The organism is Mesorhizobium sp. M0761, assembly GCF_040320205.1.
Classification (GTDB): Bacteria; Pseudomonadota; Alphaproteobacteria; order Rhizobiales; family Rhizobiaceae; genus Mesorhizobium.
Genome location: NZ_JAMYPF010000006.1, coordinates 344,177 through 368,266 on the forward strand (window position 1 = coordinate 344,177; position 24,090 = coordinate 368,266).

Sequence of the window (24,090 nt, forward strand, 5' to 3'; positions counted from 1 at the left end):
TTGCACGATAGGAACGCCGCCGATGACCAAGATCGCCCCTGAAAACAAAGCCCGTCAGGGGCGCTGGGGTTGGCACGGCTTGCGCATACTGGTCGCCGCGCTGCTCCTGGCTTTCATTGCTTGGGGAGCGGCCGAGATTTATGGCCAAAAGATCGATCCAGATACCCCTGAAAGCCAGGGGCAGCCCACCGGCCAGACCGCGCCGGCCGACCAGAGCGCGCCAGCCGGCGAGGGGCAGTCGGGCGGCTAGGGTTTTCCTCGTCATTCGTAATCGCATCAGGCGGCCTTTGCCTGGGCGGCTTGCGCCGGAACCAGGACGTTCAGCGCGCCAGGGTGGATCTGGATTGTCGTTTCACGCTCCAGCTTGACCAGTTCGCCGTCGATGACGGCGCCGAATTTCTTGCTCCCTGTATGGATCTTCACGATTGCCTTGTCGGCCTGATGAGTTTCGACATGATCGCTGTCGCGCCACCTGCCTCGAGCCATGTCGAAGAGCGCCCTGACCAGCTCGCCACGCTGCCGCGCCACGGTGACATAGATGCCGAGCACGCCGCCGGCAGGATTGTCGGCATAAGGCAGATGGCCTTCGCCAAACAGATTGTTGGAAATGCCGATGCCGCTGATGCGGGTCACGATCTCGGCTTCGCCGACCGTCAATGTCACCTTCATGGCGGGAGGATTGTTGATCGTAGTCCAGGCGGCCTTGGCCGAAGCGCGAATCTTTCCCAGGCGCGAGGCGAATTCCATATTGTCGCGCAGCTTCACCATCCTGGCGTGCAGGCCGATCGAGAACTGATGCACGAACGGCCGGCCATTCGCGCTCGCGATATCAACCGCCATGATCTCGCCGTCGGCAAAGGACTTCAGCGCGCCATCGACGGTCTGCGGAATTCCAAGGCCACGGGCAAACAGGTTCATGGTTCCTGCAGGCAGGACGGCCAGCGCCTTCTTGCCATTCATCAGCCGCCCCGCGGCGGCCGAAATGGTGCCGTCGCCGCCACCGGCCAGCACGACGTCGATGTCGCGCCGCGCGGCGACCTTGTCGAGCGCCGCGACAATCTCTTTGCCGGCGACGATGTCGATATCGATGGAGTGACCAGCCGCCTCAAGCGTCTGGCGCATGCGGTCGGTTAGCGCGGAAAGATCGGTGGTCCGCAAGGTGCCGCCGTCCCGGTTCAGCACCGCTGCAAATCGCATGCCCCACTCCGTATTCTTTTTAGCGGCCAGAATGCCAGCCGCAGGCTGAAACGGGCAAGCTTGGCAAAGGTTCCATCGGCCGGGCGGGAATGTCGGGCGATTCCGCGGACTTGCCCAGGGTATTTCGATGCTCCCGTTTTTTCGGAACAAGCGCCTTGTCACAACGTTGTGATCCCATTGGAGGCGCCGCCTTCGGTCTCCCGGCAAGTGGTTTGCCGATTGCGGCGCGCATGAGATCACGCAAGAGGAGACTTAATCATGATCCGCACACTGTTCGCGACGACTGCACTCGCAACGCTGATCGCTACCGGTGCGTTTGCGCAGTCAACGACGGCCCCGGCGACGACCCCAGCGCCGGCTGAAGCCCCTGCTACCATCGCGCCGGCGCCGCAACAGGCCGACGGCGCGCTGATGACCAATATCATCGGCGAGTCCGTGTACAATGGCACTGGCGACGATGCGCAGAAGATCGGTGACGTCAGCGACGTCGTCCTCGATGAAAACGGCCAGGCGAAATCCGCCATTATCGGCGTTGGCGGCTTCCTCGGCATAGGCAGCAAGAACGTCGCCTTCGACTACGGCAAGTTGCAATGGGTCGAGAGGAATGGTGACCGCTGGCTCGTCGCCGAGACGACGAAAGAAGCGTTGACGGCGCTGCCCGACTTCGACCGCAAGCCTTACGATCCGGCCCCGGCCGCTGTTTCCACGGCGCAGAACGACCCGCAGAAGCCGGTTGATCTCAACGCCGCGCCGTCAGAACCGGCGGTGAAACGCGCTGACGGCAATCTCGCAACCAACATCATCGGCGAGAATGTCTACAATGGCACTGGCGACGATGCCCAGAATATCGGTGACGTCAACGACATCGTGCTGACCAAGGATGGCAAGGCGCAGTCGCTGGTGATCGGCGTCGGCGGCTTCCTCGGCATGGGTGAAAAGAATGTCACCTATGATTTCGCCAAGGCGCAGTGGGCCGAAAAGAACGGCGATCGCTGGCTGGTGGCGCAGACGACCAAGGAGGAACTGCAGGCGCAGCCTGATTTCGACCGCAAGCCCTATGATCCGGCGCCGGTGACGACAACCTCCGACGCAACGCAGCCGACTGCTCCCGCTGCCCCGACGGCCGTTGCACCGGCTGACAATGCTCAGCCAGCGGACAAGACCGCGGAAGCTCCGGCCGGCACAAAGGCTACCGATCCGACGCAAACGGCAGCGATCGACAAGTCCACACTGACCGAAATGTCGGTCGGTAACATCAGAGGCGACGACCTGAAGGGCACCACCGTCTATGGCGCCAACGACGCCAAGGTCGGCGAGATCGGCGACGTCGTGCTCACGCCCGACAGCAAGCCGGATGCCGTCATCATCGATGTCGGCGGCTTTCTAGGCATCGGCGCCAAGGAGGTCGCGGTCGGCATGGACAAGCTCAAGTTCATGACCGACAAGGACGGCAACAAATATCTCTACACCAACTTCACCAAGGAGCAGCTGCAGGCGCAGGCCGCGTATGACAAGGGCAGCTATGCCGAGAAGCGCGACCAGCAGCGGATGATGGTACAGTAAGGGAATAGGCAGTAGGGATTAGGCAGTAGGCGAAAACTAGGCGATCAGGCACCAGGCCGCCAGGAACATTCTACTGCCTACTGCCTACTGCCTACCCACATACCCACCACCCCCTCGTCCGTCAGCTCTGCAAGCGCCAGCGACTGGTCGAGATGCTCGGCGCGCCAGGCAAGCAGTCGCTCGGCAAATTCAAGCCGCTCGCTGAGATAGGCCGGGTCGGCGGCAACGTTGGCCAGTTCGCCCGGATCCTTCTGCATGTCGAAGAGCAGCGGCGGCAGGCCGCCGCCGAAATGCACGTATTTGAATTTTTCCGTACGGATGACGGCGAGGTTGCACTGGCGCGAGCCGATACCGAAATGCCGTTCGGCCTCACCGCTGGCAATCGAGCGGAAGTCGAACTCCCAATGCGCCGCGTCGCGCCAATCCTTAGGCGGTTCATCTTGCAGGAACGGTTTTAGCGAGCGGCCGTCGAGATGCAGCTGGGCGTCGGCGTCCAGCAGATCGAGCAAGGTCGGGAAGATGTCGACGGCCTCGGTGAAGTGGTTGACGGTCGAGCCGGCTGCATTGCCGTGACGCGGGTCGCGCACGATCAATGGGATGTGATAGCTGCCGTCGAAGAAGCCGCCTTTGCCCAGCATGAAATGGTCGCCCATCATCTCGGCGTGGTCCGAAGTCAGCACGATGATGGTGTCATCCCATGCATTCGCCGTCTTGATCGCTTGCCAGATGCGGCCAAGCTGCGCGTCGACCTCCGAGATCATGCCGTAATAGATCGCGCGGATGGCCCGGATGTTGTCGTCGCCCCAGTCGCGCACGTGGCCGTCGGTGCCGGGGCGGAAGCTTCTCCGCTTCTGGCGACCAAGGTCGTAAGCCAGATAGGGATGCCTTTGCGCCTCGGCCTGCCAAGTCTCGACATGGCGGAAGGGCGGTCCGTCCGCCGGATCATACAGCGTGTTGTAGGGCTGCGGTACGACAAAGGGCGGATGCGGGCTGATGAAGGAGACATGCGCGAACCATGGCGAATCCTGTTCGTCCAGCCAGCGAATGAATTCGCCGGCAAGAAAAGCGGTCGGCGTCTCGTCCCTGGAATAGACAGGCGGCGCGCTGGTCACGGCGTCGCCCGCTTCCCCGCCCAAGGGGCGGTGAATGCCGGGAGAGCCCGCGCTGGTGTCGACGCCACGTGCCTTCAGCCATGACAGCCATGGTTTCTGATGCTCAGGCAGGAACTGGCGAACGCTGAAGCCGGGCAGCACGCCCTCATAGCTTTTCAGCCGGGGATCGCCCGGCGCCATCGTGCGCGGATCGGGCGAGACGTCGGTGTAGCCGAACAAAGTCGGATCATAGCCGAGGGCGCGGGCCGAAAGCGCCATGTTGCCGTGGCGGGCGTCGAGCGGCGTGCCGTTGCGGCAGACGCGATTGTTCATCTGGTAGAGGCCGGTGTAGAGGCACGCGCGGGCCGGCGAGCAGGGCGCCGCGCCGCCGTAATGCCGCATGAAAAGGACGCCTTCGGCGGCGAGCGCATCGGCATTCGGCGTCTTCACCACGGGATGGCCAGCAGCCGACAGGCAATCGCCCCGCCATTGGTCGCAGGAGATCAATAGGATGTTCGGGCGTCTGCTTTTCGCGGCCAATGCTCTATCCTGTCACGTCGGGAAGACGTTCAATGAACCGGAATTTGGCTGCGGCGCAAGCCTGTCGGTCTTGCTTAAATGGTGAACGAAAATTTCCTGCTGTTCACTATTAGGATACAGTCCATTCTGAGTTTGCCGCCTTTGCCATTGCCGGGCGGCCCCTCATATAGGCGTGGACAGCGGCAAGGGCCGCAAACCCAAGGGAAGGAGCAAGACAATGCTCGACCAGATCAAGGGCCTGCATCACGTGACGTCGATGGCCGGCGATGCGCGCCAGAACAATGATTTCTTCACGCACAAGCTCGGCCTGCGCCGGGTCAAGAAAACCGTCAACTTCGACGCGCCAGATGTCTATCACCTCTATTATGGCGACGAGCACGGTACGCCCGGCTCGGTGATGACCTATTTTCCGTTCCCGGACATTGCCAGGGGTCGCCACGGCGTCGGCGAGGTCGGGACGACGGCCTATTCGGTGCCGGCCGGCACGCTCGGCTATTGGGAAAAGCGCTTCGCCGATGAAGGCGTTGCGGGTGTCTCCCGCGAAGAGACGTTCGGCGAGAAGCGGCTGGCCTTCGCCGGTCCCGACGGCGACGGTTTCGCGCTGGTCGAAGACAAGGCGGACAGCCGCGCGCCATGGTTGAAAGGCGGCATTCCCGCTGATGAGGCGATACGCGGCTTCCACTCGGTCTCGCTCAGATTGAAGGATGGTGGCGCCACGGAAGAGCTGTTGAAGTTCATGGGCTATGAGCAAGTGGACAAGTCCGGCAGTGTCAGCCGGCTCGCCATCAAGAACGGCAACGGCGCTGATGTCGTCGATATCGAATCGCTGCCTACCGCGGGCTTTGCCAATCTCGGCGCCGGCTCGGTCCACCATGTCGCCTTCGCGGTGGAGAACCGCGCCCAGCAACTCGAAGTGCGCAAGGCGCTGATCGATACGGGTTATGGCGTAACGCCGGTGATCGACCGCGACTATTTCTGGGCGATCTACTTCCGAACGCCGGGCGGCGTGCTGTTCGAAGTCGCTACCAATGAGCCGGGCTTCGACCGCGACGAGGACACCGCCCATCTCGGCGAAGCCCTGAAACTGCCGACGCAGCACCAGCATCTGCGGCCCTATCTTAAAGAGCATCTGCAGAAGCTGGAAGGCTGAGACGATGAGCAAGGAAGCTTACATCCATAAGGCGCTGCCGGGTTCGCCCGGCGGCCCGCTGCTCTTCGCCTTTCACGGCACCGGCGCGGACGAGAGCCAGCTGCTGTCGCTCGGGCGCGACCTCGCGCCACAGGCGACGATCGTATCGCCGCGCGGCGATGTTTCCGAGCATGGTGCGGCGCGTTTCTTCCGCCGCACCGGCGAGGGCGTCTACGACATGGACGACCTCGCGCGGGCGACCGCCAAGATGGCCGGTTTCATCAAGGCGCAGGTGGCGGCGGCAAGACCATCTTCGGTCTTGGGTCTCGGCTATTCCAACGGCGCCAACATCCTGGCGTCGGTAATGTTCGCCGCGCCCGAGCTGTTCGATGCGGCGGTGCTGATGCACCCGCTGATCCCGTTCGAACCGCAGGTGCAGGGCAGCCTTGCCGGACGCCGCATCCTGGTCACCGCCGGCAAACGCGATCCGATTTGCCCGCCCAACCTGACGTCGCGGCTGGAAGCCTGTTTGCGTGCCGATGGCGCCGATGTCACAGTGGAGTGGCACGATGGCGGCCACGAAATTCGGCCCAACGAGATCGAAGCGGCGAAGCGGCTTTTTGCCGATGCGCCGGTTGAAGGAGCAAGCGATGCCTGACCAGTTACCTGAGATCGAACTCGAGGACCGCGGCTCGAAGGGACGTTATGTCCTGCGCGGGCCCGGTGGCGCCGAGGCGGAAATGACCTTCACCAAGATCGGCGAGCACCAGATCATCATCGATCACACCGAAGTGCCGGACGTGTTTCGCGGCCAGGGCGCCGGCCTTCGGCTTGTCACACGCGCCGTCGAGGACGCGCGGGCAGTGGGCAAGAAGATCATCCCGCTCTGCCCCTTCGCCAACGCCCAGTTCCGCCGCCATCCGGAATGGGCGGATGTGCTGAAGCAATAGACCTTTTTCCCTTCTCCCCTTGCGGGGTGAGTTGCCGGTCGCCGAAGGCGAATTCATCGTGCCGGTGGCACGATGAAAGGCCGGCGAACGCCGGGACGCTGCGAAGCAGCGGGGACCCGGCAGGTGGTCGGAGTCGCTCAGCCACAAGAGCGAACACCTCTCTGGCATTTGCGCAGTTCGGCCTTCTTGCCTAAGTACACAGTTCGCTGCGGTTCGTCCGCTCCTGCCAACTGACCGAATGGCTTCCTGATGACCGAACCCGATCTCGTCCCCGTCTTCGACGGCCACAACGACACGCTGCTGCGACTGTACCAGTCGAAAGACACCGACGTCGAAAAGCTGTTCATCGAGGGGACGCAGGGCGGTCATATAGATCTGCCGCGCGCCAAGAAGGGCGGCTTTGCCGGCGGCATGTTCGCGATCTTCCCGCCGCCGGTAGAGAAGAGCAAACGCTCTGCGGTGCCGCCGGCGCCGAGCGACAATGAGCCATTGCCGCCGGAACTGCCACGCGCTGATGCGCTCAATTCCACCATCGGCATGGCCTCGATCCTGTTTCGGCTGGAGCGAGCGGGGGCGCTGACCGTCTGCCGCAGTGCCGGTGACATTCGCGAGGCGATGGCGAAAGGGTCGATCGCGGCGTTGTTTCATATTGAAGGCGTCGAGGCGATCGATCCCGAACTTACCTTGCTCGACGTGCTCTACGAAGCCGGCCTGCGCTCGCTCGGCATTGTCTGGAGCCGACCCAACGCCTTCGGCCATGGCGTCCCGTTCCGCTTTCCGTCGTCGCCCGATACCGGACCGGGGCTGACCGATGCCGGCAAGGCGCTGATCAAGGCCTGCAATCAGCTCAAGATCATGGTCGACCTGTCGCATCTCAACGAAAAGGGCTTTCGCGATGTCGCCGCACTCAGCGATGCGCCGCTGGTCGCCACCCATTCGAACGTGCATGCGCTGTGCACCCATTCGCGCAACCTGACGGACTGGCAGCTCGGCGCCATCCGCGAGACCGGCGGCATGGTCGGGCTCAACTTCGCAACCGGCTTCCTGCGTGAAGACGGACGGATGAACTCGGACACCAGCCTCGACATCATGGTGCGCCATGTCGACTCGCTGCTGCAGGCGCTGGGCGAGGACGGCGTCGGTCTCGGCTCCGATTTCGACGGCGCCATGATCCCGGCGGTCATCGGCGACGTTGCCGGTCTGCCGAAGCTGATAGATGCGCTGGCCGCGCGCGGTTTCGGACGCGCGTTGATCGAGAAGATCGCCTATCGCAACTGGCTGAGCGTTCTCGAAAGAACCATAGGCTGAGGCTTAAGCGCCCATGCGCTTCAGCCAATCCTGGCCGCCGCGATCCCTGATCATCGGCAGCGGGTTCTCCCAGTCCAGCCGCGCGCAGATGCGGTAGACTTCGAGCGTCTCGGCGCTCATTTCGCCGCGCTTGTAGAAGTACATGGCGGCGGCATAGCGGGTACGACCCGACCATTTTTCGCCGAGCGGCGTGTTGACCAGCTGCCACTGTTCGGCGGCTTCCGTCTCATCATCCGGTTCGTTGGCCATGATCAGAAATCCGCCGGCGGATTGGCGGTGCGGCGGTCGAGCTTGATGAAAGGACGGGCCACCACCTTGGCCCGCTTCATCAGCTTCTGGTACTGCAACTCGCGCATGGCGTAGATCTCGACCCAGAGGTCTTCCACCATCGTATCACCATAGGGACGCGTCAGCGAGGCGATGGCGATATTGCGCTTGGCCATCGGCGACCAGATGGCGGCGCTGACCAGCCCGACCTCCTGATGCTTCTTGTGATAGACGATGGCGTGTTCGGCCGGGATGTTGCCTTCGATCTCCAGCCCGACCAGCACATGGCGCAGCTTGCGTTTGGCGCGCGCTTCGAGCATGGCGCGGCGGCCATTGAAATGGCCTTTTCCCAAATCGACCATAAAGCCGAGACCGAACACGTCCGGCATGCGCAGACGGTCGGCGCGAATGGCATGGTCTGCGGTGGTGAAGTCGGCATTGGCGACGATCAGGCCGGCTTCCAGCCGGGCGCGGTTGAGGGCGGCGTATCCGATGGCGCAGATGCCGCGCAGTTCGCCTGCCGTCATCAGGCGGTCCCAGAGGCTGAGCGCTTTTTCGGCCGGCACGAACAGTTCGTAGCCGAGATCGCCGGTGAAGCCGGTGCGCGAGATGGTTACGGTGCCGCTGTCGTGCGGAAACTCGGCGAGGTCGAATATCTTCAACTTCTCGACGCCGGCGAAACCCGCCTCGCGCAGCACGGCGAAGGAGGTTGGGCCTTGCAGCGCGAGATCAGCGACGCTTTCAGTCTCTTCCTCGACGGTCACTTCGAAACCGATGGCGCTGTCGAGCAGCCAGGGCAGGTGCCGCTCCTGCGAACACAGGCGGAAGCGGGTCGGCGACAGCCGGAACAGCGTGCCGTCATCGAGGACGAAACTCTCGTCGTCGCACCATGCGGTGTAGTGGACGCGGCCGGGTTTGAGCTTGGTGACATCGCGCAAGGTGACGCGGTTGAGGAAGGCTTCGGCATCCGGACCCTCGATCCGGTATTTCGTCATCGGCGAGATGTCGAACAAAGCCGCCTGGCTGCGAATGGCGAAATATTCGAGTTCCTCGTCCCACAGCGAATGCGGCGCGCGATAGCCGGCCCAATTGTACCAGTCCTGGGTTCTGGCCAGCGCATCGATGCGCGGCTGGAACGGCGTGCCGAGACGCAGTGTGCGGAAATGCGACTGCGCTGTGGTGCGGGCGGCGTTGTTGATCGGACTCGTCATGACGGCATTCCTTCGCCGTAGAGTGCGGCGTTGACTGGTTGAAACATCCGATCATCCCTTCATCGCGATGATGCGCCGCGCCGCATTCAAACCGGGAGCACCCGAAACACCGCCGCCCGGATGCGAACCGGCGCCGGCCAGGAACAGCCCCTCGATCGGCGTGTTGTAGCCCGACCAGCCGGAGACGGGCCGCGACATCAACATCTGGTCGGCCTGCAATTCGCCGTGGTGCCAATGGCCGCCCGGCATGCGGTAGTTGGCTTCGATACCGGCTGGCGTCAAAAGCTCGGCATGCAGCACGGACTTGCCGATACCGGGCGCGTAGGCTTCGAGCTGCGCCATAACAGCCTTGAGGAATTTCGGCTTGCCGGCATCCCAACCCTCTTTCAGCGCGTAAGGCGCGTATTGCACGATCGCCGACAGCACGCAGGCGCCACTTGGCGCGAGCGACGAGTCGGAGAGCGAGGGCAGTGTGATCTCCATCACCGGTTCGGCTGAGAACTCGCCATATTTCGAAGGGTTGAAGGCGCGCTCGACATGGTCGGGCGAGGGCGCGATGACCAGGCGGCCCTTGTGGCTGGCGGCGTCGACGCCGGAAAATTGCGGTGGCCGATCGAGCGCCAGATGGAGCTTCGCCGCGTCGCCCCTCATGCGGATGTTTTTCACCTTGCGCACGAAGCCGGTGTCGATCTCGCGTGACCCGACCAGGCCGAGCATGGTGGTCGCCGGGTTGATGGCGGAGACGATCGTTCTGGCGTGCAGCACCTCGCCGCCGTCGAGGGTCACGCCGACGGCGCGGCCTTTCTCGACGACTATCCTGGCCACGGGCGCTGCCGTGCGGATGGTGACGCCGGCTTTCTCCGCCGCCGCGCGGATCGCGGCGACGACTGCACCCATCCCACCTTTCGGCAGCATCTGCGCGCCGGTTTTGCCGCCGGTCTCGCCGGCCAGCCGATAGTAGAGGCCGAGCAGGGAGGTCGGCGAGCGCGGACCGAGATGGCTACCAAGCGTGGCGTCGAAGGCAAGCAGGCCCTTCAGCCTGATATCGGCAAGCTGCTCGTCGAGCAGGTCGGCGACGTTCATCAGGAGAACGCGCAGGAAGTCGCGCATGTCTTCCTTTCCGAGCTTTTTCAGCGCCGCGGCCGTCTGGCCGAGCGCTGCGGTTTCAAGCAGCGACATGCCACCGAGATCGGGGGGGCGCCGCGACAGGAACGGTTTCAGGATGCCGGCATAGCGCATGAGTTGCGCACGCAATTCCTTCCAGGCGGACTGCTCGGACGGAGTGGAGCCGGTCAGCACTTCGCCATAGGCGCCATGCAGGACAAGCAGCGGGCCGTCCTTCGCCAAGGCGACCGACGGCATGAAGTCTGTACGGGTGACCTGCAGCCCGTGTTTCTCCAGCTCCAATGTCTTCACCACGTCGGGGTGCAGGCGGTTCAGCACATGGGCGATCGAGGAGACCCGAAAACCCGGCGCAAACTCTTCGGTGCGCGCCGCGCCGCCGACATCGCCGGCCGCTTCCAGCACCAGCACCTTGCGGCCGGCTTTCGCCAGAGTGGCGGCAGCGACAAGGCCGTTATGGCCGCCGCCTATGATGATGGCATCAAATGACGTCATGGGCCGGGCTCATATGGGAGGTCGATTTGGCGAGGTCGCGCAGGATCTCGGCTGCCGCATTGCGGCCGGGTGCGCCCATGACGCCGCCGCCGGGATGGGTCGAGGAGCCGCACATATAGAGCCCGCCGACCGGCGAGCGGTATTGAGCATAGCCCGGCACGGGACGGTTGAACAGCAGCTGGTCGAAGGTCAGCTCGCCCTGGAAAATATTGCCTTCGGTGAGGCCGACCTCGGCTTCGATCTCGCGCGGCGTGCGAACCTCCATGTGAACGATGCGGTCGCGGAAGCCCGGCGAGTATTCCGCGATCTGCGCGACCACGCTTTCGGCGAAGCCGTTGCGGTCGGTATCTGTCCAGTCGCAGCCGTTCACCTTGGGCGGCGCGTACTGCACGAAGCAGCTCATGAAATGCTTGCCCGGCGGCGCCATGGTCGGGTCGAGCGTCGTTGGGATGACCATGTCGAGGAATGGGTCGGCCGACCAGCGACCGGCCTTCCAGTCGTCATAGGCGCGCTCCATGCGCTCCATGGAATCGGTGAAATGCATGTCGCCGCGATAAACGGGTGAATCCTTCGGCAGTGCCGGGAATTCCGGCAGGGAATCCAGCGCGATGTTGACCTTGCCGGAGGAGCCGCGGATCTTGAAGTTCCTGACCCGCCGCAGGAAAATGTCGGGCAGTTCCTTCTCCTCGACCAGTTTCAGGAATGTGCGTTTGACGTCGGCGTTGGAGACGACGAGCTTGCCGTAGACCTCCTCGCCGCCGGCCAGCACCACGCCCTTGGCCTTGCCTCGGCTCACCAGCACATGGCCGACCTCGGCGCCGGTACGGATGGTGCCGCCGGACCCCTTGAAGGAAGCGGCGAGCGCCTTGGTGACGGCGCCCATGCCGCCGCGCGCATAGCCCCAGGCGCCGACCGAGCCGTCGACCTCGCCCATATAGTGGTGCAGCAGCACGTAGGCCGTGCCGGGCGACATCGGCCCGAGCGCGGTACCGATAATGCCGGACAAAGCGAAGTTCGCCTTGATGACATCGGTCTCAAAATATTCGTCGAGGAATTCCGAGATCGACATGGTCCAGAAGCGCAGCGTCAGCGCCATTTCTTCTGATGACAGGCCGGCGAATTTCTTGCCGAGATAGAGAAGCTCTCCGAGGTCACGCGGCTTGAGACTGGCCGGGTCCGGTGCGGTGCGCATCAGCAGCGGCTGGATGAAACGGCACTGCCGCGTCACGTCGCGCGAATAGCGGTCATAGGCCTCCGCGTCGCGCCTGGAGAAGCGGGCGAATTCGCGCCGGTGCGCATCGTGGTCACGGTAGTTGGCGAGGTAGTCGCCGTCGCGGGTGAACACGGCGCCGCCTTCATAGGAAATAACCTGCAAGCCGAAACGCGGCAGTTCGAGGTCGCGCATGATCTCGGGGCGAAACAGCGAGCAGACATAGGAGCAGTTGGAGTAGAGGAAGCCCGGCGTCAGCTCGCGGCTGGTGGCGGCGCCGCCGACCCAGTCGTTCTTTTCCACCACCAGCACGTCGAGCCCGGCGCGTTGCAAATAGCAGGCGTTGACCAGGCCGTTGTGTCCGCCGCCGATGACGATCGCATCCCAAGCTTTCATTCGCGCCCAGCCTTCATGGTGCTCGACCCTTCATTTTCGCGTGATTTGTCGCCGAATGCGCGGAATTTGGCACGGCAGCGGCTATTCTGTCCAGCCATTCTGAATGAATGTTCAACAAATGATATTGCGTTTTCCTGTTAATACACTACGCTTTGCCGGCATTCGAACCTCGCAATTCGGCTGACGGGACTTAAGGTCTGATGATCGAAACGGCAGATGGCGAGCCGGAATATGACGACGCCGCGATCCGCTTCCTCGAGGCGCTGTGGGGCGAGGGTTATCTGTCGCCCGGCGGACCAGACGAGGTCGACCGGGTGGTCGAAGGGCTGTCGCTCAGGGGCAAGACGATCCTCGACATCGGCTGCGGCTCCGGCGGCATCGCGCTGCATCTGGTGGAGCGCCACGGTGCCGCTCATGCCACCGGCTTCGATATCGAGCGGCCGGTGATCGAGGCGGCCAGAAAGCGTGCCGCTGTACGAGGGCTTTCAGACCGCGCCAGCTTCGTCCAGGCGCCGCCGGGGCCGCTGCCTTTTGCCGACGCTTCGTTCGATGTCGTCTTCTCCAAGGATGCGCTGGTGCACGTGCCCGACAAGGACGCGCTGTTTGCCGAAATCTTCCGTGTGCTGAAGCCGGACGGCGTCTTTGCCGCCTCCGACTGGCTGATCGGCCATGACGGCGAGCCGTCATCTGAGATGAAGGCCTATGTCGCGGCCGAAGGCCTGTCCTTCGCCATGGCCTCGCCGGCACGCTATGCGCAAGCGATGCGCAGCGCCGGCTTTGCCGATGTCGCCGTCAGAGACCGCAATTCTTGGTATCGCAAGGTCGCGCGCGGCGAACTGGAAAGGCTGAAAGGCCCGCTCTACGAGACGGCGGCAGTCGCGGTCGGAGCGGCCTATGTCGACAAGAACATCAAGACCTGGGAAGCCATGCAGAAGGTGCTTGACAGTGGCGAGCACCGTCCCACTCATCTTCGCGGGTGGAAGCCGGCTGTGGTGGGATAGCCGGCAATGTGGAGCATGACGGCACCGATGAAAGCTGCAGCGCGCGAAGAGCGATCCTCCGACACGTCTGGAAAAACCGAACCGGAAAAACGCGGCCGCAAGGCGTCGAAGGAGGTCAGGCAACAGCAGCTGATCGAAGCGACCATCGATTCGCTGGCCAAGCGCGGTTATTCGGAAACGACGATGGCCGATGTCGCTGACGGCGCCGGCCTGTCGCGCGGCATCGTCAACTTCCATTTCGAGAGCAAGGAGAAGCTGCTCGTCGCCACGCTTGCCTATATGGCCGACGAATATGCGGCGCATTGGCGCGTCGCGCTGACCAAGGCCGGCGAGGATCCAGCCCGGCAGCTGCGGGCGCTGGTCGCCGCCGATTTCGACCGTTCGATCTGCAACAAGCGCAAGCTCGCGGCGTGGTGCGCGTTCTGGGGCGAGGCCAAGTCGCGGCCGACCTACCAGGCGCTGTGCGGCGCGCGCGACGCGGCCTACCAGAAGATCTTCATCGACCTCTGTGCCACGCTCAAGCAGGGCGGTGGTTATGCCTATGAGCCGCAGGTCATGGCGCTGGCGCTCAGCGCCATGCTGGAGGGCTTGTGGCTGCGGCTGATGATGGGGACCGAGGACGTCACCCGTGAGAGCGCGCTGCAGGCGGCAAACGAATTCCTGTCGGCCGCCTTTCCGAAGCACTACCCGCCAGACAGCGGACGTTGACAACAACCGGCGGATCCAAGCCGGAGCGAACAATCAAAAACAAAGAGGATGGAACAGCATGAAAAGAATAACCCGACGCCTGACACTGACATTGGCGCTGACGGCGACGCTGGCGGCTTCGGCCGCTGCGCTTGCGGTCGCCGCCGACAAGGACCTGATCGTGTTCGACTGGTCGGGCTATGAGGACCCGAGCTTCCACCCCAGATATGTCGAGAAGAACGGCGACTCGCCGACCTTCGCCTTCTTCGGCGACGAGGACGAAGCCTTCGAGAAAGTGCGCTCCGGCTTCAAGGCCGATCTTGGTCATCCCTGCTCGCAGAGCGTGACAAAGTGGCGCGAGGCGGGGCTGCTGCAGCCGCTCGACACCTCGAAGATCACCGGCTGGAAGGATCTCAATCCCGGCATCATGGCGATGAAGGATCTGGCCACCACTTCGGACGGCAAGGCCTGGTTCATGCCGTGGGACTGGGGCAACACCCAGCTCACCTACAACTCCGACAAGATCGACGCGAAGGATGTGCAGTCGCTGAAGGCCTTCGCCGATCCCAAGTTCAAGGGGCGGGTCTCGATCGGCGACAATGTCGACGACGCCTATGCGCTGGCCAGCCTTGCCATCGGGCTCAAGGACTGGACCAAGATGACGGACGACCAGTTCAAGCAGGCGTCCGATTTCCTGCGCCAAGTGCACAAGAATGTCCGCTCCTACTGGACCGACACCACGGACGTCGTCCAGTTGCTGAGCGGCGGCGAGGTCGATCTCGCCTGGGCATGGAACGATGCCACGGTACAATCCGTCGCTGCCGGTGTGCCGATCAAGTCCAAGAAGGATACGGACGAAGGCATCTCGACCTGGGTCTGCGGCTACGTGCTGTTCAAGGACGCACCCGGCAATGTCGACAAGGCCTATGACTACCTCAATGCGATCAACGATCCCGAGACCGCCAAGGTGCTGGTCAAGGACTGGGGTTATGGCCAGGCCAACGCCAAGGGCATGGCCGGCGTCGACCCGGCGATCCTGAAAGAAAAGGGCTATGACGACGTGCAGAAATTCGTCGACAAGACCCTGTTCCAATCGCCCGTGCCGTCGTCGCTCAAGCTCAAGATGATCGCCGAATTCGAGAAGATCAAGGCAGGCTACTAAAGCTCTGTCCGGCCTCCTCCGTCTGCCTGTCAGTGCGCCGGGCAGACGGTCTCGCCAAGGCCGCTGAAATTCCGTAACGTCGCCCGGCCGCTTTTCGCGATGAGGAGTTTCGCGCCATGAATTCCATGCTTCGCCGCCTCGCCCTTGCCGCTGCTCTTACAGTCGGCGCCGGCGCCGTGCTTGCTTATGCCGAAGGCGGCGGCGACCTCGTCGTGTTCGACTGGTCAGGCTATGAAGATCCGTTGCTGCACCCCGACTACACCGCCAAATACGGCGCCGAGCCGACCTTTGCTTTCTTCGGCGACGAGGAGGAAGCGTTCCAGAAGATGCGCGCCGGCTTCAAGGCCGACATCGCCCACCCCTGCTCGCAAAGCGTGACCAAGTGGCGCGCGGCCGGCATTCTGCAACCGCTCGACACCTCCCGGATCGCCGGCTGGAAGGATCTCAATCCCGGCATCATGGCGATGAAGGATCTCGCCGTCACCGCCGACGGCAAGGCCTGGTTCATGCCGTTCGACTGGGGCAACACTTCGCTGCTCTACCGCACCGACAAGGTCACGGCGGAGGAAGCGCAGTCGCTGAAGATTTTCGCCGATTCCAAATTCAAGGGCCGCGTCACCATCGGCGACAATGTCGATGACGCCTATGCGCTGGCCAGCCTGGTCATCGGCCTCAAGGACTGGACCAAGATGACCGACGCGCAGTTCCAGGAGGCGTCCGCCTTCCTGCGTGACGTCCACAAGAACATCCGCTTTTACTGGACCGACGACACCGACCTCAACCAGGCCTTTACCGGCAATGAGGTCGACCTCGTCTGGGGCTGGAATGAGACCTTCGTGACGCTCAAGGGCCAAGGCATGCCGATCGCCATGAACCGCGACACCAGGGAAGGCATATCCACCTGGGTGTGCGGCTATGTGCTGATGAAGGATGCGCCGGGCAAGCTCGATCAGGCCTATGATTTCCTCAGTGCGGTCAACGCGCATGCCGTGTCCGATTACTTGGTCAAGACCTTCGGCTACGGCCACGGCAACAGCGCCGGGATGGCCGCGATCGACCATCAGGTGCTGAGCGACCGTGGCTTCGACAATCTCGACAAGTTCTTGGACAAGACGCTGTTCCAGCAGCCGGTGCCGCCTGAGCTCAAGCAGCGCATGGTCACGGAATTCGAGAAGATCAAGGCCGGCTATTGAGCGACAGGACTGAAAGAACCGATGTCGTTATCGTCGGCGCCGGTTTCACCGGCCTGTCGGCTGCGCTTGAGCTGAGAAAGGCCGGCATCAATGTCGTGCTGCTCGAAGCACGCGACCGCGTCGGCGGCAGGGTCGAGGCTATTCGCAACGGGCTTGGCGAGCGCATCGACAGCGGCGGCCAGTTTTTCTGCGAAGACATGCCGGAGGTGACGGCGCTGGCCGCGTCCCGTGGCAAGGCCTTCGTCGAAACTTATGTGAATGGCGATTTCATCACCCATCCATCGCTGTCGGTCGAAGAGGCCGAACGGACCTATCATGGCGCGATGGCAATCCGCGAGCGGATGAATGCGATCGAGCCGGACGATCCCTCGATCGCCGGCATGAGCGCTGCCGCCTGGCTCGAACGCCAGCATGATCCCACTGACGCCAAGACGGCTTTCCGCTCGATGATCGAAGGCCTGTGGTGCCTGGCGATGGACAAGGTGCCGCTGTGGTACCTCATCGACAATGACCGGCGCATCACCAACGAGGTGCCTGAGCTGCAATATTCGCTGCTCGAAACCATGCAGTCGCTGGCCGAGGATATGGCCGGAGATCTCGGCGACAGGGTTTGGCTGAACGAGCCGGTTACGCGCATCGAGCACGGCCCGCAAGGGGTTCGTGCCGTCTCGGCAGGCAGCTCCATCGAAGCGCGAAAAGTGCTGGTCGCGCTGCCGCCGGCGACGGCCGCGAAGCTGGATTTCGCGCCCGCTCTGCCGCCGGCTCTCGCAAAGGCGCTCGGCGTCTGGGAAAGCGGTGTGATGATCAAGATCCTGGTGCGCTATCCCACGCCGTTCTGGCGCGAGCGCGACCTGTGCGGCATGGTGATGTGGCGCGACCTGCCGGGCCTGTTCGCCTGTGACGCCAGCAAGGATGCGCAACATGCCGCGCTGGTCGTCTTCGTCGGCGGACCACTGGCGTTGCGTTGGCGTCCGCTCGCGGACGCGGCGCTGCGTGCGGAGGTCACGGCAAGGCTCGTTGATGCCCTTGGCCCGGAGGCGGCCGATATTATCGATTTCAGCCAGCGCGACTGGATCGATGACCGCTGGAGCGGCGGCGCCTACAGCGACCTTATTGTCGATGTGACGGCAAGGGATGCCGAGCGCACGATCCGTGCCGGCGCTGCCCCGGTTCATTTCGCCTCGTCGGAACTGTCGCCGTCATTCCCGGGCTATGTCGAAGGCGCCATCGTGATGGGGCGGATCGCAGCCAAACAGATCGCGACGGAACTTAAAATTCTTAGTTAGTGGAGCATGATCTTATTCCGAAAACCGGTTCCCACTTTTCGGGATCATGCTCAGTCCGCCATCGCCACCAGGGCCTCGGGATCGTAGCCGAGGCGGATCGAAGTGCCGACGGGGATATCGTCGGCGCCGAAGTCGTTGGTCTCGGTGACCGACAGTGGCTTTTCCAATCCGGGTATCTCGACGATCAGGTGGGTGATCTCGCCAAAATAGTGGCGTTCGACCACCTTGCCGGCCACTTCGAATTTCGCCGTCGCATTGTCCCACAGCACGCGCAATCGCTCCGGCCTGATGCCCAGAGTGGCGCCGCCGCCATTGCGCACGAAGGCCTTCGGCTTGTCGGTCCTGACCCGGCCGAAGCCCAGCGTGTCGACGACCAGCGAGGCGCTGCTCTCCTCGACGATCTGCGCTTTTACGAAATTCATGCCGCCGAGGAAATCGGCGACTTGGCGGTTGACCGGCCGCTGGTAGATTTCCTTGGGCGAGGCGACCTGGGCGATCTTGCCGCCGAACATTACGGCGATGCGGTCGGACATAGCGAGCGCCTCATACTGGTCATGGGTGACCAGCACGAAGGTGATGCCGACCGCCTGCTGCAGGCGGCGCAGTTCGACCTGCATCTGCTCGCGCAATTTCTTGTCGAGAGCCGACAGCGGCTCGTCGAGCAGCAGCACCTTGGGCCGCATCACCAAGGCGCGGGCGAGCGCCACGCGCTGGCGCTGGCCGCCGGAAAGCTCGGTGGCGAGGCGTTTGCCGAGGCCGGTGAGCGACACCTGCGCCAGCGCTTCCTCGACGCGGCGCTTTTCTTCCGGTCCGCCCAGCCTGAGCCGCTTCAGCCCATAGGCGACATTCTGCTCGACATTGAGATGCGGGAAGATGGCGTAGCTCTGGAATACCATGTTGGTCGGCCGGCGGTTTGCGGGGATGCCTTCCATCGACTGGCCGCCGACCGAGATCGAGCCGCTGGTCGGGTTGTCGAAACCGGCAATCATGCGCAGCAGCGTGGTCTTGCCGCAGCCGGAAGGGCCGAGCAGCGAAAAGAACTCGCCCTCCTTGATGGTCAGCGAGGCGTCGTCGAGCGCCTTGAACGCCCCATAGCTGCGGGTAACGCTGCGGATTTCGATCATTGCTCGGTCGGTTTGGGGTCGATCAGATTGGGCCCGCTCGGACTTATCTTGCTTGGATGGCTCATCCTGAGGCCGTTCGGCCCGGGACTGCTCAGGCATAGAGGCCTCCCTCGCTCTGGGTGCGTCTGGCCGCATGGCGGCGCAGGATCTCGGCAACGGTCATCAAAACGAAAGAGGCAACCAGCAGCAGCGTGCCCAGCGCCAACACACCCGGCAGCTTGGCGGCAAAGCGCAACTGGCCCCAGATATAGATCGGCAGCGTCGTCTCGGTGCCGGTGAGGAAGAAAGCGATGACGAACTCGTCGAGCGAGATGGTGAAGCAGACCAGGAGGCTGGAAATGATCGCCGGCGCCACCATCGGCAGCGTCACCCGCCGGAAGGTGCCGAAGACACTCTCGCCGAGATCGGCGGAGGCTTCTTCGAGGCTGCGGTCGAACCCCTCGAAACCGGCGGTCAGCACCGTCATCGAATAGGGAATGCAGATCAGGACATGGCCGAGTACGACGGTGAACAGCGAAAGGCTTAAGCCCAGTTGCAGCATGACCAGCAGCATGGAGATGGCGAGGATGATTTCCGGCAGCACCAGCGGCGCCATGATCAGGCCATTGATTGTGCGGCGGCCGGGATAGCGGTAGCGGGTGATCGAGCGGGCGGCGAGGATGCCGAGCAGCGTCGCCAGCACCGATGCCGAGATACCGACGATCAGGCTGTTCCAGGCGGCGTCAAGCAGCGCCGGCGTCTTCGGCAGGTCTTGGTACCATTTCAGCGTATAGCCGGTGAGAGGAAATTTTGGCGTCGGCGCGGTGTTGATCGAGAAGATCGGCAGGAAGATCACCGGCAGATAGAGAAAGACGACGTAGAGGAAGGCGTAGGCGGACAGCCAGCCGCCGGGAAAAAGGCGCCGCCACGCCGTCATCGCGCCAGCCTCTGCAGCGCGCGGATGATGAGCACGGTGGCGCCCGCCATCAGCGTCACGACCAGCATGGTGGTCACGGACAATGCCGCGCCGAGTGGCCAGTTGGAGGCCTTATGGAACTGCGACTCGATGGCATTGGCGATCATCACGCCATCCTTGCCGCCGACCAGCCTTGGGGTGACGTAGTCGCCGACCGTGGGGATCATGACGATGAGAGCGGCCGAGATGACGCCCGGCGCCGACAGCGGCAGCGTCACGCGCAGGAAGGAGCGCAGCGGGCCGTCGCCAAGATCGGTGGCAGCCTCGACCAAGGTGCGGTCGACCTTCTCGAGCGAAACGAAGATCGGCAGGATGGCGAAGGCCGCCCAGGCGTGTGTGAGCGTGATGATGACGGCGCTGGAATTGTAGAGTAGCGCGGTCGATGGTTCGTCGATGATGCCGAGGCCCATCAGGCCGGAATTCAGCACGCCATTATAGCCGAGGATGACTTTCCATGACATCACGCGCAGGAGATAGCTGGTCCAGAACGGGATGGTAATCAGGAACAGCCACAGGCTTTTGTGGCGACCGCCATGGAACGAGATGAAATAGGCGATCGGATAGGCGAGGATGACGGTGAAAAAGCTCACCGTCAGGGAAATGTAGAGCGAGCGCCACAGAAGATCGCGGTAGATCGGCTCGGTCAGCGCGATGCGATAATTCTCCAGCGTGAATACATGGTCGATGGTGAGGTAGTTCTGCGTCCAGAAGGAGTGGGCGAAGACCACCAGGATCGGCACCAGCAGCAGGATCAAAGCGTAGACCAAGGTCGGGCTGATCAGGGCAAGGCCCTGGACGGATTCGGACTGCAGAAGGGCGTTTCGCCTTGCTCGCGTCATGCGTCGCTTGGGCACCCCTTCGGCAGCTACCGTCATTGCAGCGACCCTGTGATCTCGGTTGCTGGCTCGAACTGTTCCGCCATGATGCTCCCATTGACCGGGCCGGCTGCCTGTTCCCAATTTTTGCGGAGCGCGCTTTGCTGGTTGCGCTCCAAGCTTGCCGGCTTTCTTTCATCATGAGCGCATCCGTGCATTGAAATCAAGCGCTATTTCTGTAATATTGATTGAACGGACATTCAAAATGAAGTGAAGAAAGCCGGCTTTCCTGCCCTTGGCGCTTCGCTTTCTGTCCGGTGAAATTACGCTCATACGATGCGAGGCAATGATGGCGGCTGCAAGAGACCTACGAGCGATGGAGATGACCGGCGACAACGATGCGGTCGAGCTGGCCAAGCGCCATCTCATCCAGCCCTGGCCTTATGCCGGCTCGGTCGGCAATGAAGCGCGTGCGCTGATTGGCGAGGGCGATGGCATCTACATCACCGATGTAACAGGCAAGCGACTGATCGACGGGCCGGCCGGCATGTGGTGCATCAATGTCGGCCACCGCCGCGAGGAGCTGGCCAGGGTGATGTACGACCAGGCGATGATGCTGTCCTACAACACGCCCTGGTATACGATGAATGCGCCGTCGGCCGAGCTCGCCAAGCGCCTCGCCGATCATGCGCCGGGCGATCTCAGCCATACCTTCTTCACCACCGGCGGATCGTCGGCTGTCGAGACGGCACTGCGCTTCATGCAGTTCTACAACAATGTGCGCGGGCGGCCGGAAAAGAAGCTGATCCTCAGCCGCGGCGGCGCCTATCACGGCTCGACCTATCTGTCGGCCTCGCTCAACGGCCGGCCGCGCGACCGCGACTGGATGGACGGCGCCGACGATCTGGTCGTCAAACTGTCCTCGCCAGACCCGTTCCGGCGGCCGAAAGGCATTGACATCGCCGCCTTCTGCGATTTCCTGGTCGATCAGTTTCGCGATACGGTCGCCCGCGTCGGCGCAGAGAAGATCGGTGCTTTCGTCGGCGAACCGGTGCAGGCATCCGGCGGCGTCGTCGTGCCGCCGGATGGCTATCTCAAGCGCATTCGCGAAATCTGCAGGGACAACGATATCCTCTATATCTCCGATGAGGTGGTGACCGGCTTCGGGCGGCTCGGCCATGTCTTTGCCTCCGGCGATGGCTTCGGCATCGACCCCGACATGATCACCTTCGCCAAGGGCGTTACATCAGGCTATTTCCCGCTTGGCGGCGTCATCATCTCGGAGCGGCTGCTTCAGGAAATGCGCCGTTCCAACCATCCCGATGCGATGTTCGGCCATGGCCTGACCTATACCAGTCATCCCATCGGCTGCGCGGTGGCGCTGAAGAACCTCGATATCCTGGAAGACAGCGTGCTGGCCCACACGCGCGATGTCGCGCCCTATTTCCAGGCGCAGTTGAAGACGCTGGAGGAACTGCCGCTGGTTGGCGAAGTCCGCGGCATGGGCCTGATGGGCTGCGTCGAGTGCGTAGCCGACCGCGAAAGCAAGGATCCGCTGCAGCTCGACAAGGATGTCGGCAAGCGCATCGACGCGCATTGCCACGAACTCGGCCTCCTGGTCCGGCCGCTGATCAACATGTGCGTGATGTCGCCGCCGCTGATCATCACGCGAGAGCAGATCGACGACATGGTGGCGATCCTGCGCGAAGGCATTTCGCGGACCATGGATGATCTGCGCAAAGAGGGCGTGTGGCAGGGGTGACTGGCAGTTCCGCCCCTACACCTGCGAGCGCATAGCCTCATTGAGGTTCCACATGTCCTTCTCCTCCGGCGCCGTCTCCAGGCCCAGCACCGGGATCTGCTTGCGCAGATGGTCGTGGTGGGTGCGCACACCGTATTCGAGGTCGGAGAGATAAAAACCCTCGAAGGCCTCCGAGATCATGGACTCGTTTGACCAGACGGAAAGCTGCACGTCCTCGTTCATGGTGTCCCGGTCGATGCGGTAGGCGAGATAGCGGGCGGCCGCCTGTTCCCGGGTCTCGTCGGGGTAGCGGTAGATGGCGCCGCGCAGCAGCGTCTCGCCGGTCGACAGCGGGAACTCCTGATAGAACTGCACCGATTCCGGCATGATCGACAGCGCGTTGTTGGGGAAGATGCCGTAATAGATCCAGGCCCTGCGCAGATGCTCCGGCAGGTGTGAGGCATCGGGCGTGAGCTTGATGTATTCGCGCACGCTCCAGCGCCGGCCGGCATGCGGATTGTAGGTGGCAAACGAGCGCGACACGCCGTCGATGAACGGCTCGTCGAAATAGGTTGAGCCGTAGAGATCCTGCAGCGCCGGATGCGCCATGGCAACGTGGTAGCCTTCATTGTCGACGTCGCGCACCGACTTCCAGTTGACCGGCGTCTTCTGTGTCCAGATGCCCCAGGACGGCACCATCTCGGTCACATTGTAGTGTGCCATCTCGGCCTCGATCGGCTTCAACAGTTCGGCCACCGAAGGCTGCGGGCCGCCCTTGCGAAAGCGGACAAAGATGAAGCCCATCCATATCTCGAGGTTGAGCGGCATCAGGCCGAATTCGGTCTTGTCGAGCTCGGGGAAGGAGCGCGGCCGGGCGGCGCCGCGCAGCGTGCCGTCGAGATTGTAGACCCAGCCATGGAACGGGCAGACCAGCGCGTTCTTGCAGGTGCCCTGGCTGTCGGCGACGACGCGGCTGCCGCGATGCCGGCACATGTTGTTGAAGGCGCGCACGATGCCGTCCTTGCCGCGCACGATGAGCGCCCGCTCGCCGACCACGTCCATAGTCAGATAGTCGCCGGCATTCGGCACGTCGCAGACATGGCCGGCGATCTGCCAATGGTTCCGGAAGACGTATTCCTTCTCAAGTTCGAGAAGCGCGTCGGAGTGATAACTCCAGCCCGGCAGACCCCGCCGGTCCCAATCATTGGGGATCGCCACGTCACGGAGATGCGGGTTCATAAAAAAGCTCTTCTTTTATTGAATACTCATTCAATAAAACCATATTTTACATTGAAATGCAATGGCTTGTAGAAATCACAACTTTTCAAGTCGGCACAACAGGACCAGCTGAAAGCCAGAAAATCCCGGAATATCCGGGCGTTAACCGGGGGCGTGAAATAGCTGTCCGGCATGCGGATTTGGCCGTGCCGAGCTTGCAAACACGGCCCGCTCCGAGACGAAAATACCTGGCGTCCGCAAATTCGATCCGCAGTGTGAGCTTGTTCATAGTGCGGCCGACAGGAAGCGGGCTTGGTGCGTTCGCGGCCCGCCTGTCGTCAACATTTGATTGCCCGGATGAAACAGCTTCGCAAACGCATCTTGCCGTCGGCACATGACCGGATCTGTCCGGATATGCCCGAATTTCTT

At 62.9% G+C, this 24,090-nt stretch carries 22 protein-coding genes; 12 read left to right on the forward strand and 10 right to left on the reverse strand.

The features are described 5' to 3' along the window. Positions 1–22: 22 nt before the first annotated feature. Entirely contained in the window at positions 23–250 is a 228-nt protein-coding gene (locus tag NKI32_RS13315; protein ID WP_023693688.1) for a hypothetical protein, read from the forward strand. A 26-nt stretch (positions 251–276) separates the two neighbouring features. Here the strand turns inward: NKI32_RS13315 and NKI32_RS13320 are convergent, their stop codons facing one another. Next, positions 277–1,197 (reverse strand): diacylglycerol/lipid kinase family protein, encoded by a 921-nt coding sequence (locus NKI32_RS13320; RefSeq protein WP_353002798.1) that lies wholly within the window; start codon positions 1,195–1,197, stop codon positions 277–279. 258 nt (positions 1,198–1,455) lie between these two features. Here NKI32_RS13320 and NKI32_RS13325 point away from each other — a divergent pair, with 258 nt between their 5' ends. Beyond that, positions 1,456–2,760 (forward strand): PRC-barrel domain-containing protein, encoded by a 1,305-nt coding sequence (locus NKI32_RS13325; protein ID WP_353002799.1) that lies wholly within the window; start codon positions 1,456–1,458, stop codon positions 2,758–2,760. Between the two features lie 77 nt (positions 2,761–2,837). On the opposite strand, the gene NKI32_RS13330 is transcribed toward NKI32_RS13325, so the two are convergent. Continuing rightward, positions 2,838–4,391 (reverse strand): alkaline phosphatase family protein, encoded by a 1,554-nt coding sequence (locus NKI32_RS13330; protein ID WP_353002800.1) that lies wholly within the window; start codon positions 4,389–4,391, stop codon positions 2,838–2,840. A 217-nt stretch (positions 4,392–4,608) separates the two neighbouring features. Here NKI32_RS13330 and NKI32_RS13335 point away from each other — a divergent pair, with 217 nt between their 5' ends. The 4 genes from NKI32_RS13335 to NKI32_RS13350 all read left to right on the forward strand — a co-directional run bounded on the left by NKI32_RS13335 (position 4,609) and on the right by NKI32_RS13350 (position 7,778). Further along, positions 4,609–5,541 carry a VOC family protein gene (locus tag NKI32_RS13335; RefSeq protein WP_353002801.1) on the forward strand — a complete coding sequence of 311 codons (933 nt, stop codon included), beginning with the start codon at positions 4,609–4,611 and terminating at the stop codon, positions 5,539–5,541. A gap of 4 nt (positions 5,542–5,545) precedes the next feature. Then, complete coding sequence (locus tag NKI32_RS13340) at positions 5,546–6,178, forward strand: alpha/beta hydrolase (RefSeq protein WP_353002802.1); 633 nt, start codon at positions 5,546–5,548, stop codon at positions 6,176–6,178. Further along, positions 6,171–6,470 carry a GNAT family N-acetyltransferase gene (locus tag NKI32_RS13345; RefSeq protein ID WP_023715014.1) on the forward strand — a complete coding sequence of 100 codons (300 nt, stop codon included), beginning with the start codon at positions 6,171–6,173 and terminating at the stop codon, positions 6,468–6,470. The genes NKI32_RS13340 and NKI32_RS13345 overlap by 8 nt, the downstream gene beginning before the upstream one ends. A gap of 249 nt (positions 6,471–6,719) precedes the next feature. After that, positions 6,720–7,778 carry a dipeptidase gene (locus tag NKI32_RS13350; RefSeq protein WP_353002803.1) on the forward strand — a complete coding sequence of 353 codons (1,059 nt, stop codon included), beginning with the start codon at positions 6,720–6,722 and terminating at the stop codon, positions 7,776–7,778. A 3-nt stretch (positions 7,779–7,781) separates the two neighbouring features. Here the strand turns inward: NKI32_RS13350 and NKI32_RS13355 are convergent, their stop codons facing one another. The 4 genes from NKI32_RS13355 to NKI32_RS13370 are packed head-to-tail and all read right to left on the reverse strand — an operon-like array spanning position 7,782 to position 12,479. Further along, positions 7,782–8,027, reverse strand: coding sequence for a hypothetical protein (locus NKI32_RS13355; protein WP_352623561.1), 246 nt, complete (start codon positions 8,025–8,027; stop codon positions 7,782–7,784). A gap of 2 nt (positions 8,028–8,029) precedes the next feature. After that, the gene (locus NKI32_RS13360) at positions 8,030–9,256 is read right to left on the reverse strand and encodes an aminomethyl transferase family protein (protein WP_353002804.1); all 1,227 of its coding nucleotides are present in this window, start codon (positions 9,254–9,256) and stop codon (positions 8,030–8,032) included. 51 nt (positions 9,257–9,307) lie between these two features. Then, the gene (locus NKI32_RS13365) at positions 9,308–10,873 is read right to left on the reverse strand and encodes a phytoene desaturase family protein (RefSeq protein ID WP_353002805.1); all 1,566 of its coding nucleotides are present in this window, start codon (positions 10,871–10,873) and stop codon (positions 9,308–9,310) included. Further along, complete coding sequence (locus NKI32_RS13370; protein ID WP_352623557.1) at positions 10,860–12,479, reverse strand: phytoene desaturase family protein; 1,620 nt, start codon at positions 12,477–12,479, stop codon at positions 10,860–10,862. The genes NKI32_RS13365 and NKI32_RS13370 overlap by 14 nt, the downstream gene beginning before the upstream one ends. A 200-nt stretch (positions 12,480–12,679) precedes the next feature. Between NKI32_RS13370 and NKI32_RS13375 the strand changes: the two genes are divergently transcribed. From NKI32_RS13375 to NKI32_RS13395, 5 genes are all read left to right on the forward strand, one after another. Continuing rightward, positions 12,680–13,480: a class I SAM-dependent methyltransferase gene (locus tag NKI32_RS13375; RefSeq protein ID WP_352511861.1), complete on the forward strand. Its 801-nt coding sequence runs from the start codon at positions 12,680–12,682 to the stop codon at positions 13,478–13,480. Positions 13,481–13,507: 27 nt separating this feature from the next. Beyond that, complete coding sequence (gene betI, locus NKI32_RS13380) at positions 13,508–14,188, forward strand: transcriptional regulator BetI (protein ID WP_023670076.1); 681 nt, start codon at positions 13,508–13,510, stop codon at positions 14,186–14,188. Positions 14,189–14,246: 58 nt separating this feature from the next. Then, a complete protein-coding gene (locus tag NKI32_RS13385) occupies positions 14,247–15,329 on the forward strand; it encodes an ABC transporter substrate-binding protein (protein WP_352511860.1) in 1,083 nt (360 codons plus the stop codon). A gap of 116 nt (positions 15,330–15,445) precedes the next feature. Then, positions 15,446–16,522, forward strand: a complete 1,077-nt coding sequence (locus tag NKI32_RS13390; protein ID WP_353002806.1) for an extracellular solute-binding protein — start codon at positions 15,446–15,448, stop codon at positions 16,520–16,522. Beyond that, positions 16,519–17,808, forward strand: coding sequence for a flavin monoamine oxidase family protein (locus NKI32_RS13395; RefSeq protein WP_352511858.1), 1,290 nt, complete (start codon positions 16,519–16,521; stop codon positions 17,806–17,808). Before NKI32_RS13390 ends, NKI32_RS13395 begins: the two co-directional genes overlap by 4 nt. Before the next feature lie 50 nt (positions 17,809–17,858). Here NKI32_RS13395 and NKI32_RS13400 read toward each other — a convergent pair whose 3' ends face one another. The 3 genes from NKI32_RS13400 to NKI32_RS13410 all read right to left on the reverse strand — a co-directional run bounded on the left by NKI32_RS13400 (position 17,859) and on the right by NKI32_RS13410 (position 20,762). Continuing rightward, a complete protein-coding gene (locus NKI32_RS13400; protein WP_352511856.1) occupies positions 17,859–18,932 on the reverse strand; it encodes an ABC transporter ATP-binding protein in 1,074 nt (357 codons plus the stop codon). A gap of 91 nt (positions 18,933–19,023) precedes the next feature. Further along, on the reverse strand, positions 19,024–19,848 hold the full coding sequence (locus NKI32_RS13405; RefSeq protein ID WP_353002807.1) for an ABC transporter permease: 825 nt from the start codon (positions 19,846–19,848) through the stop codon (positions 19,024–19,026). Continuing rightward, complete coding sequence (locus tag NKI32_RS13410; RefSeq protein ID WP_353002808.1) at positions 19,845–20,762, reverse strand: ABC transporter permease; 918 nt, start codon at positions 20,760–20,762, stop codon at positions 19,845–19,847. The genes NKI32_RS13405 and NKI32_RS13410 overlap by 4 nt, the downstream gene beginning before the upstream one ends. Before the next feature lie 289 nt (positions 20,763–21,051). Here NKI32_RS13410 and NKI32_RS13415 point away from each other — a divergent pair, with 289 nt between their 5' ends. Next, complete coding sequence (locus NKI32_RS13415; protein WP_353002809.1) at positions 21,052–22,464, forward strand: aminotransferase; 1,413 nt, start codon at positions 21,052–21,054, stop codon at positions 22,462–22,464. Between the two features lie 15 nt (positions 22,465–22,479). Here NKI32_RS13415 and NKI32_RS13420 read toward each other — a convergent pair whose 3' ends face one another. Continuing rightward, positions 22,480–23,682, reverse strand: coding sequence for an aromatic ring-hydroxylating oxygenase subunit alpha (locus NKI32_RS13420; RefSeq protein WP_023670067.1), 1,203 nt, complete (start codon positions 23,680–23,682; stop codon positions 22,480–22,482). Positions 23,683–24,090 lie beyond the last annotated feature (408 nt).